Here is a 9,143-nt window from a genome sequence, read left to right on the forward strand (position 1 = left end):
ATGCGTCGTTTTGAATTTGTCATGAAGATCCTCATCGGATTATTATTGCTGGCACTTTCTGTTAATGTCTTTGTATTGCCTTTTGGCTTTATTTCCGGTGGGACAACTGGCTTAGGTATTATAGGCCGCTATTTCTGGCACTGGAATTTCAATATGGTTGTTACTGCTGCCAATGTCATCATGTTTATCATTGGCTTCATCGTCATGGGCAAGAAGTTTGCCGCAACAACACTCTTAGCAACATTCATCTATCCAGTCTTACTTGAAGTCACAAGTCGTTTTACTGACAAGATTCATCTCACCAATGATCCGCTTGTCGCCTGTGTAATGGGTGGTATTTTAGCTGGTGCAGGGATTGGCTTGGTCATTCAAAGTGGGGCAAGTACGGGTGGTATGGATATCCCGCCCATTGTTCTCAATAAGTTCTTCCATTGGCCAGTTGCTGTTGTGATGAATCTTTTTGATTTAACAGAACTCTTGTTCCAGGCTACATTTTCACCTATCACCAAAACAGTCTGTGGTATTATTATGCTTTTTACAACAACGTTCATCATGAATCGTATTCTGACATTCGGTCATACAAGTTATCAGGTGCTTGTCATTTCAAGTCAGTATGCTGCCTTAAGAAATCTTTTCATTCATGATCTTGATAAGGGCCTGACTCTATTAAAGGTTGAAACAGGCTATCATTTAGATGAATCTAAAGCTTTGCTTTCTGTTGTCAGCCAGAAAGACTTACATCGGCTAAGAAGCGGTGTCTATGCAATTGATCCGCATGCTTTTATGATTGTCAGCAAAGTGACTGAGGTGAGAGGTGAGAACTTTACGGACTGGACTAAAATCAATCGAACAGAAAGATTTCTCAATTCTTAAGAAAAAATATTGCACTTATGCAATATTTTTTTATAATTCTTTTGAGGTATTGAAAAATGGAAAACACAATTGTAACACTTAAAAAAGGAGAAGGTAGATCTTTTAAACAAGGTGGTTTATGGATCTATGATAATGAAATAGAAACAATCAAGGGGAGATTCAAGAATGGACATTTAGTCGAAGTCCATGACTACAATGACTATCCATTAGGTATTGGATATATCAACCAGAATTCTAAAATACGCGTACGTATGCTTAGCCGCAATGTGCAGCAGGAAATAAATGATGCGTTCTTTAAGATGCGTCTGTCTCACGCCTGGCAGTATCGTAAGGATACAGTTGATACATCGAGCTGTCGTATTGTCTTTGGTGAAGCGGATTTCTTGCCTGGACTTGTGATTGATAAGTTTGAAGATGTTCTTGTCATTCAGGCCTTGACTTTGGGTATGGATTTATTAAAAGAGCGTCTTGTCAATTTAATGAAGGAAGTGCTGCAAGAAGATGGCATTGTCATTCGCGGCGTCTATGAAAGAAGCGATGCAAAAGAGCGTGATAAAGAAGGCTTAAATCGTGTGAAAGGCTTTATTGGAGAACCATTCGCGACAAAGTTTGATATTGTGGAAAATGGTGTACATTATCATATTGATGTGGAAAATGGCCAAAAGACAGGCTTCTTCCTTGATCAGAAATATAATCGTCTCGCGATGCAAAGAATTGTCAAAGATAAAACAGTCCTCGATTGTTTTACTTATATTGGTACATTTGCCTTAAACTGTGGTTATGCTGGAGCAAAGGATGTTCTTGGTGTCGATGCTAGTGATTTGGCTGTTGAACTGGCCAATGATAATGCGAAACTCAATCATCTTGAAGACAAAGTGCATTTTGAACAACATGATGTCTTTGATTTTCTTCCTGAACTTGTCGAAGAAGGAAAGAAGTTTGATGTTGTCATTCTCGATCCCCCAGCTTTCACAAAAAGCAGAAGTTCTATAAAGAATGCCATCAAAGGCTATCGTGAAATCAATCGTGAAGGCTTAAAGCTTGTCAAAGATGGTGGCTATCTTGCTAGCTGTACATGTTCCCATTTTATGGATAATGAGAATTTTGTGAAGGCGATTGAACAGGCAGCACGCTCTGTCCATAAGCGTTTACGTCAGATTGAATTTCGTCAGCAATCGCCCGATCATCCTATATTGTGGGGAGCAAGTGATTCAAGTTATTTAAAGTTTTATATCTTTCAAGTAACGGATGAAAAATAACAAGGGGAGATAATTATGCGTCTTGATGAAATGCAACATATTCTTGGTATTTCAAATGAAAACTTTGCACGTTATCAAGAAAATGGCTTGGTACCTGTCAAAGAAAGCTATGACCGTAAGGATTTAGAAGATCTTGAGCTTGTGACCATCCTGGATTCAACACATGAAGAAGCACAGGAAATTAAAAAGTTCTTACAAGACATCTCCGATGATACAAAGTATCGTATCTTAAAGAAAGCACGATATTCTTATTATGAAGATATCTATCGTCAGAATGATGAAGTCAAGGTAGAAGAGAACAAGCGTTGGAAAGCAAAGCAAACTCATCAGTGGTAGGCAAGCATTTCTATTTATGATATAATGCACCAAAAGGGAGGACAAATATGAAGTTGAAAAGATTAGGGACAATCCTTTTAGCAGGATTACTAGCTATTGGATTAACAGCCTGTGGAGGCTCTTCTTCAAAGAAGGCAGATACATTTACTGTTGGTTTTGACCAGAATTTCCCACCATTTGGCTACAAGGATGACAAAGGAAACTTTACTGGCTTTGATATTGATCTTGCGAAAGAAACAGCTAAACGCATGAACAAGAAAATTAAGCTTCAGCCAATTGACTGGGATGCTAAGGATATGGAACTTGATAGTGGGACAATTGATTGTATCTGGAACGGCTTTACGATGAATGGTCGAGAAAATAAATATACTTGGACAAAACCCTATATGAATAACCGCCAGGTTGTTGTTGTCAAGAAAGCAAGCAAGATTGCTGGACTGAAGGACTTAGCTGGTAAGATTATGGAAGTCCAGAAAGATTCATCAGCACAATCAGCTATTGATGCTAATAAAGCATTAAAGAATTCTTTCAAAAATTATTTAAGTGTTGCGGATTACAATACAGCCATGATGGATTTAGAAAGTGGTGCGGTTGATGCAGTAGCCATGGATGAATTTGTGGCAAAGAAACAAATTGAAGGTAAAGAAAACACATATGCTATTCTTGATGAATCTATTTCTTCTGAACAATATGCAGTAGGTTTCAAGAAGGGCAATACAAAACTTCGTGATGAAGTTGAGAAAACGTTAATCGCTATGGTTAAAGATGGCACTTTTGCGAAGATTAGTAAGAAGTGGTTTAAAGCAGACTATGGCATTTTAAAAGCAAATTAAACCAAGCGTTGCTTGGTTTTTTTCTAAGGGGGATATGATTTATGAATTTAATGGATTTATTTGTCCAGCTAGCAGGTGGCATGGGCACAACGCTACAGATTTTCTTTCTGACGCTCATCTTTTCTTTGCCTCTTGGCCTCATTGTCGCTTTTGGCAGAATGAGTAAACATCTCTTGCTGAAGAATATTGTGCGTGTTTATATCAGTATAATGCGTGGTACACCGCTTATGTTACAGCTTCTTGTCGTCTATTTTGGCCCATATTATATGTTTGGTATCATGATTTCCCCAATATATCGTGGTATTGCTGTTATAATTGCCTTTGCGCTTAATTATGCTGCTTATTTTGCGGAAATCTATCGTAGCGGCATTGAAAGCATGCCAAAAGGACAGTATGAAGCTGCCAAGGTTCTTGGCTATTCTAAAACACAGACATTCTTTGTCATTATTCTGCCTCAGGTTATGAAACGCATACTCCCATCACTGACAAATGAAATCATTACCCTTGTCAAAGATACATCGCTCGCATTCTCCATTGCCTATGCTGAAATGTTTACAGAAGCCAAGGCTATTGCTGCAACAAGTCGCTCAATGATGCCATTTGTCGCAGCTGCCATTTTCTATTATATTTTCAATGCCGTTGTGGCGTTTGTCATGGAGACGATTGAAAAGAAAATGAGTTATTATGAGTAAGGGAGATACTGTATGAAGATATTGGATTTACAACATATTAAAAAATCATTTGGTGACAATGAAGTCTTAAAAGATATAGATCTGACAGTAGAAGAAGGGCAGGTTGTTTCAATTATCGGTCCATCGGGCTCAGGAAAGTCAACTTTACTGAGAATTGCGACATTTTTAGAGACAATGGACGATGGTACACTTTCCTATAATGAAAAGCCTGTTGTGACTTCTGTTAATCATCATGCCAGCTATGATCATAAAAAAGCCATTGAAGAAGCTATGAATACCTTTGGTCTCGTCTTCCAGAACTTCAACCTTTTCCCACATTTTACCGTTCTTAAGAATATCATTGATGCCCCTGTTCGCAATCAGAAACGAAATAAGCAGGAAGTTATTCAAGAGGCACGTGAGCTCTTAAAGAAGATGGGCTTGAGCGATAAGGAAAATGCCTATCCCTGTGAACTCTCCGGTGGACAGCAGCAACGTGTTTCCATTGCTAGAGCGCTAGCCTTAAAGCCAAAAATCCTCTTCTTTGATGAACCTACAAGTGCCCTTGATCCAGAACTGACATTGGAAATCTTAAAGGTCATCAAAGAACTCGCAAAAGAAAAGATGACAATGGTTATCGTTACACATGAAATGCAGTTTGCGCGAGATGTCAGTGATGTGATTGTCTTTATGGATAAAGGTGTCATTGTTGAAAAGACAACACCGGAAAAGATGTTTACAAGTGACAACGAACGTACGAAAGCGTTCTTAGGTAAATATTATGATCAACAGGAAACACATTAGTTTCCTGTTTTTGCACATTGCTGTTAGAAAAGGTGCTGATTCGTTATAATCGTGTTGAGGAGTATTTATGAAAAAACAGTTTGAAAATAATCGTCAATTAATTTTCTATTTTCTAAAAGGCTCTAAAGCCTATTTTATTCTTGCTATTCTCTTTGCTGCTGCAGCTTCCCTTTTTGATCTTATCAATCCCCGTATCATAAGCTTTACGGTTGATAGTATTATTGGTTCTAAAGAAGCAGGTTTGCCAGCTTTCTTTAAGGGCTTTATCCAGGGAATCGGCGGTATCGCATATCTCAAAAGTCATATCTATTTTGTTGGGGTGTTTGTTGTTATTGTTGCATTGATAGGAGCATTGTTTCGCTATCTCTTCAGGCTTTTCAACAGCAAGGGGGCTGAGAAATTTGTCAAGGTGATGCGTGATGGCCTTTTTGAACATATTGTCCATTTGCCCTTTGCCTGGTTTACCCACAATCCAACAGGTGATATTATTCAGCGCTGTACAAGTGACGTGGAAACAATCAAGCGTTTCCTGTCTGAGCAGCTGACTCAGATGCTGCGTATTGTCATCATGATTGCTCTTTCCCTTTATTTTATGAGTACAATTTCTACAAAGATGATGCTCGCTGCAGCCATCTTCATTCCTATCATTGTGACCTATTCACTTTTCTTCCATAAGCGTATTGGGGAGACTTTTGAAAAAGCTGATGAAGAAGAAGGAATCCTTTCCTCGATTGCCCAGGAGAACTTAACGGGTGTCAGAGTCGTTAGAGCATTTGGCAGAGAACGCTATGAACGTCAGCGTTTTGAAAGCCAGAATACAATCTATACTAAAGCCTTTATGAAGCTTGATATCTTGATTACCTGGTTCTGGTCCATTGGTGATGGTATTTCTGGATTGCAGCTCTTAACAATTGCTGGATTAGGAGCTTATTTTGCTGTCAAGAAAGAAATCACAGCTGGTGATTATATTGCTTTTGTGTCCTATAATACCATGCTTGTCTGGCCGATCCGTTCTCTTGGCCGTGTTATTTCTGATATGAGCCGTGCTAATGTTTCTATTGATCGTATTCGTTATATTATGAATAGCGAAGAAGAAGTTGATGACAAGGATGCTATTGAGGTTGATATGCATGGTGATATTGTCTTTGATCATGTTTCTTTTCGCTATAATGAAGATAGTCCACTTGTCTTAGATGATGTTTCCTTTATCATTAAGAAGGGCACAACGCTTGGTATACTGGGTGGGACGGGCTCTGGTAAATCAACGCTCATGTATTTATTAGATCATCTCTATGATGTTTCAAGTGGTCATATCTCGATTAATGGTGTTGATATTCAACATATTAATCGTGATTATTTAAGAAAGAATATAGGCCTTGTTTTACAGGAACCTTATCTCTTTTCTAAAAGCATTGAAGAGAATATTGCCATTGGTATCCCAACGGCTACAAGGGATGATGTCGAAGAAGCCAGCAAGATTGCGAGTCTTAATGAAGCCATCAACCATTTCAAGAATGGCTATAAGACATCCGTTGGTGAACGAGGGGTCACACTTTCTGGTGGACAAAAACAGCGTACAGCTATTGCACAAATGGTCATTAGAAAGACACCAATCATGATTTTTGATGACTCTTTAAGTGCTGTCGATAGTGAAACGGATGCAAAAATTCGCAAAGCACTCGATGAAAATATCCATGATGCCACAGTGATCTTGATCAGTCATCGCATAACAACTTTGATGCAGGCTGATCAAATTATTGTCTTAAATAAAGGCAAAGTTGCTCAGGTTGGCAACCACCAGCAATTAAGAAGCCAGGAAGGCATTTATCGCAAAATCTGCGACATTCAGAATATTGGGGAGGACATTTCATGAGAAAATATCAATTCTTTGGCTTAGGAAAGATTATCCCTTATATTAAGCCGTATCGTAAAGAAATGGTGATCATGGTTGTTTTAGGGGTGGTTTCAAGTTTGTTTGATAGTATCTATCCTCTCTTTAATCGCTATGTGTTGAATCACTATATTGCCTTAAAGACACTTGATACAATTGTCTATTTTATTGCTTTATATATTTTTGTTTTAGTTTTGCAGGTTATTGCGAATTTTATCTCAAGTTATATGATTTCCAAAGTCGAACTCTATGTCGGCCGGGACTTGAAAAATGCCAGTTTCAATCATCTCCAGACCCTATCCTTCTCCTATTTCAATACCAACAATGTTGGCTATATCCATGCGAGAGTGATGAGCGATACGGATCGTATTGGGACGTTAGTGAGCTGGCGTTTAATGGATCTTGTCTGGAACTTATCCTACCTGGTCATTGTTTTTGTTATTATGGCAAGTATTCATTTGAAGCTGACATTGATCTTGATGGTGCTTATTCCTATTGCCGTAGTACTGATTATGTATTTCCAGAAACATTTAGTTGTCTTGAATCGTAAAATCAGAGAAATCAATTCACTTATTACCGCCAACTTCAATGAAGGAATAAGTGGTGCTAAAAGCATCAAGACATTAGTTGTTGAAGATACTGTTCAGCATGACTTTGAAGAAGATTCAAATGAAATGCAGAAAGTCAGCATTCATGCGACACACTATTCCGCACTTTTTGTAGCGACAATCTCTATTATGAGTTCTTTAGCTTTAGCTGTTGTTTTATCGGCAGGTGGGCGATTAAGTCAGGATCATCTGATGGCTATTGGCACACTTTCTGTCTTTATGAGTTATGCGATTGGGATGATTGATCCTATTCAGTCTATTGTTGAAGTTTTTTCAGCGATGATTCAAGCTCAGGCAAATATTGAACGCTTTAGTACTTTAATGGAAACACAAAGTGATGTCGCAGACCGCCAAGATGTCATTGAGCGCTATGGCGATACGTTCCATCCTAAGAAAGAAAACTGGGAAGAACTTTATGGTGATATTGAATTTAGAGATGTTTCCTTCCATTATCCAGATGGTGAAGAGATGGTCTTAGAACATTTCAACCTCAAAGTCCCACAAGGACAAAATGTTGCCATTGTTGGTGAAACAGGGGCAGGCAAAAGTACACTTGTCAATCTTGTTTGTCGTTTCTTTGAACCAACAAGTGGCCAAGTACTTATAGATGGAAGGGATGCTAGAGACCGTTCAACATTGTGGCTCCATTCCCATATTGGCTATGTTTTACAGACACCACATCTTTTTAGTGGCAGTGTCCGCGATAATATGCGTTATGGTGCTCCAGAAGCAACTGATGAAGATATATGGCAGGCTCTCGAGCTCGTTAAAGCAAGTGATATTGTCAAGAAGATGGGAAATGGCTTAAATTCTGATGTTGGAGAAGGAGGCGACCTGCTTTCAACAGGCGAGAAACAGCTCTTATCCTTTGCCCGTGCCATTCTCGCAAATCCCGCTATCCTCGTTCTTGATGAAGCCACATCATCAATTGATACAATGACGGAAAAAGCTATCCAAGATGCCATTCAGACAGTCATTAAGGGGAGAACATCCTTTATGATTGCCCATCGTCTTTCAACTGTTGTGGATGCAGATGTTATTCTTGTCGTGCGTGATGGGAAAATTGTTGAATCAGGTAAACATGCTGAACTGATGGAACAACATGGCTATTATTATGAACTTTACAGCCGTCAGTTTGAGGAAATACAGACAGAAAAGGCTCTCTAGTGTTCTTGAATTTTACAAAAAGATTTCTTTATAAGAAGAAAAATTGTAAAAGTTTTTTAATTGTTTATGCCAGGTATTGCAGTTTGTAATAAAATGATTATCATTAAAGTTGTAAAGAAAGAAGGTATGAAGTATGGATTACAAACAGATTGTTGAAAAGGCCAAAGAAAGTTATGCAAGATATTTTAAGAATGTTGAACCTCTAACTGAAAAGAAGACAAATGATGTTATTGTTGATCGTCAAAAAGTAGAAGAAGTCATTGCTCAGGGTGAAGCCCACATGGCTGCTATCAATAAGATTAAGGAAGAAATGAAAGAAGAAGCAACACAGAAAGCTATTGAAAGCGAAGAAAAAATCTTTGGTGTTCCAGAAGCTACAGATTCTCTAGATCATATGACGAATGACTATGTTGTTTATCAGGAAAAACTTAAAGACCTGAAAGCAAAGCTTGAAGCTTTGAAAGAAAAATAAAGAAATAAGAAGGATATCTTCATGATAGAATACCCTAAAGGTAGATAGTACAGATACACAAAATGTACTACCCTGCTCTTAGGGTTTTTATTATAAAAATAAAAATCCCCATTTGCACAGTGGACCTATATGATATAGAATAATTATGCATGTAATGCAATTATGCTTTGGCGGGTGACTGTGCAATTGTGATTTTGGCGATCCTCTGTACGGTCATCCACCAAAGCAG

General features: G+C 38.3%; 9 protein-coding genes. All 9 read left to right on the forward strand.

All coding sequences use genetic code 11. The features are described 5' to 3' along the window. Window positions 1-873, forward strand: coding sequence for a YitT family protein (locus FYJ79_RS06975; RefSeq protein WP_154515961.1), 873 nt, complete (start codon window positions 1-3; stop codon window positions 871-873). A 56-nt stretch (window positions 874-929) separates the two neighbouring features. Continuing rightward, window positions 930-2,132 (forward strand): class I SAM-dependent rRNA methyltransferase, encoded by a 1,203-nt coding sequence (locus tag FYJ79_RS06980; protein WP_154515964.1) that lies wholly within the window; start codon window positions 930-932, stop codon window positions 2,130-2,132. Window positions 2,133-2,147: 15 nt separating this feature from the next. Next, on the forward strand, window positions 2,148-2,468 hold the full coding sequence (locus FYJ79_RS06985) for a MerR family transcriptional regulator (RefSeq protein ID WP_154515967.1): 321 nt from the start codon (window positions 2,148-2,150) through the stop codon (window positions 2,466-2,468). Between the two features lie 47 nt (window positions 2,469-2,515). Beyond that, entirely contained in the window at window positions 2,516-3,301 is a 786-nt protein-coding gene (locus FYJ79_RS06990) for an amino acid ABC transporter substrate-binding protein (protein WP_154515970.1), read from the forward strand. Window positions 3,302-3,342: 41 nt separating this feature from the next. After that, entirely contained in the window at window positions 3,343-3,993 is a 651-nt protein-coding gene (locus tag FYJ79_RS06995; protein WP_154515973.1) for an amino acid ABC transporter permease, read from the forward strand. A gap of 12 nt (window positions 3,994-4,005) precedes the next feature. After that, window positions 4,006-4,776: an amino acid ABC transporter ATP-binding protein gene (locus FYJ79_RS07000; RefSeq protein WP_154515976.1), complete on the forward strand. Its 771-nt coding sequence runs from the start codon at window positions 4,006-4,008 to the stop codon at window positions 4,774-4,776. 67 nt (window positions 4,777-4,843) lie between these two features. Beyond that, window positions 4,844-6,649 carry an ABC transporter ATP-binding protein gene (locus FYJ79_RS07005; protein WP_154515979.1) on the forward strand — a complete coding sequence of 602 codons (1,806 nt, stop codon included), beginning with the start codon at window positions 4,844-4,846 and terminating at the stop codon, window positions 6,647-6,649. Then, complete coding sequence (locus tag FYJ79_RS07010; protein ID WP_154515982.1) at window positions 6,646-8,442, forward strand: ABC transporter ATP-binding protein; 1,797 nt, start codon at window positions 6,646-6,648, stop codon at window positions 8,440-8,442. Before FYJ79_RS07005 ends, FYJ79_RS07010 begins: the two co-directional genes overlap by 4 nt. A 133-nt stretch (window positions 8,443-8,575) precedes the next feature. Then, window positions 8,576-8,914, forward strand: a complete 339-nt coding sequence (locus tag FYJ79_RS07015) for a hypothetical protein (RefSeq protein WP_154515985.1) — start codon at window positions 8,576-8,578, stop codon at window positions 8,912-8,914. The last annotated feature ends 229 nt before the right edge of the window (window positions 8,915-9,143 follow it).

Source organism: Sharpea porci, assembly GCF_009695655.1.
Classification (GTDB): domain Bacteria; phylum Bacillota_I; class Bacilli_A; order Erysipelotrichales; family Coprobacillaceae; genus Sharpea; species Sharpea porci.

Excerpts from the sequence above, each read along its gene's own strand:
- FYJ79_RS06975 (WP_154515961.1), top strand. The coding sequence starts at position 1 with ATGCGTCGTTTTGAATTTGTCATGAAGATCCTCATCGGATTATTATTG.
- FYJ79_RS06980 (WP_154515964.1), top strand. The coding sequence starts at position 930 with ATGGAAAACACAATTGTAACACTTAAAAAAGGAGAAGGTAGATCTTTT.
- FYJ79_RS06985 (WP_154515967.1), top strand. The coding sequence starts at position 2,148 with ATGCGTCTTGATGAAATGCAACATATTCTTGGTATTTCAAATGAAAAC.
- FYJ79_RS06990 (WP_154515970.1), top strand. The coding sequence starts at position 2,516 with ATGAAGTTGAAAAGATTAGGGACAATCCTTTTAGCAGGATTACTAGCT.
- FYJ79_RS06995 (WP_154515973.1), top strand. The coding sequence starts at position 3,343 with ATGAATTTAATGGATTTATTTGTCCAGCTAGCAGGTGGCATGGGCACA.
- FYJ79_RS07000 (WP_154515976.1), top strand. The coding sequence starts at position 4,006 with ATGAAGATATTGGATTTACAACATATTAAAAAATCATTTGGTGACAAT.
- FYJ79_RS07005 (WP_154515979.1), top strand. The coding sequence starts at position 4,844 with ATGAAAAAACAGTTTGAAAATAATCGTCAATTAATTTTCTATTTTCTA.
- FYJ79_RS07010 (WP_154515982.1), top strand. The coding sequence starts at position 6,646 with ATGAGAAAATATCAATTCTTTGGCTTAGGAAAGATTATCCCTTATATT.
- FYJ79_RS07015 (WP_154515985.1), top strand. The coding sequence starts at position 8,576 with ATGGATTACAAACAGATTGTTGAAAAGGCCAAAGAAAGTTATGCAAGA.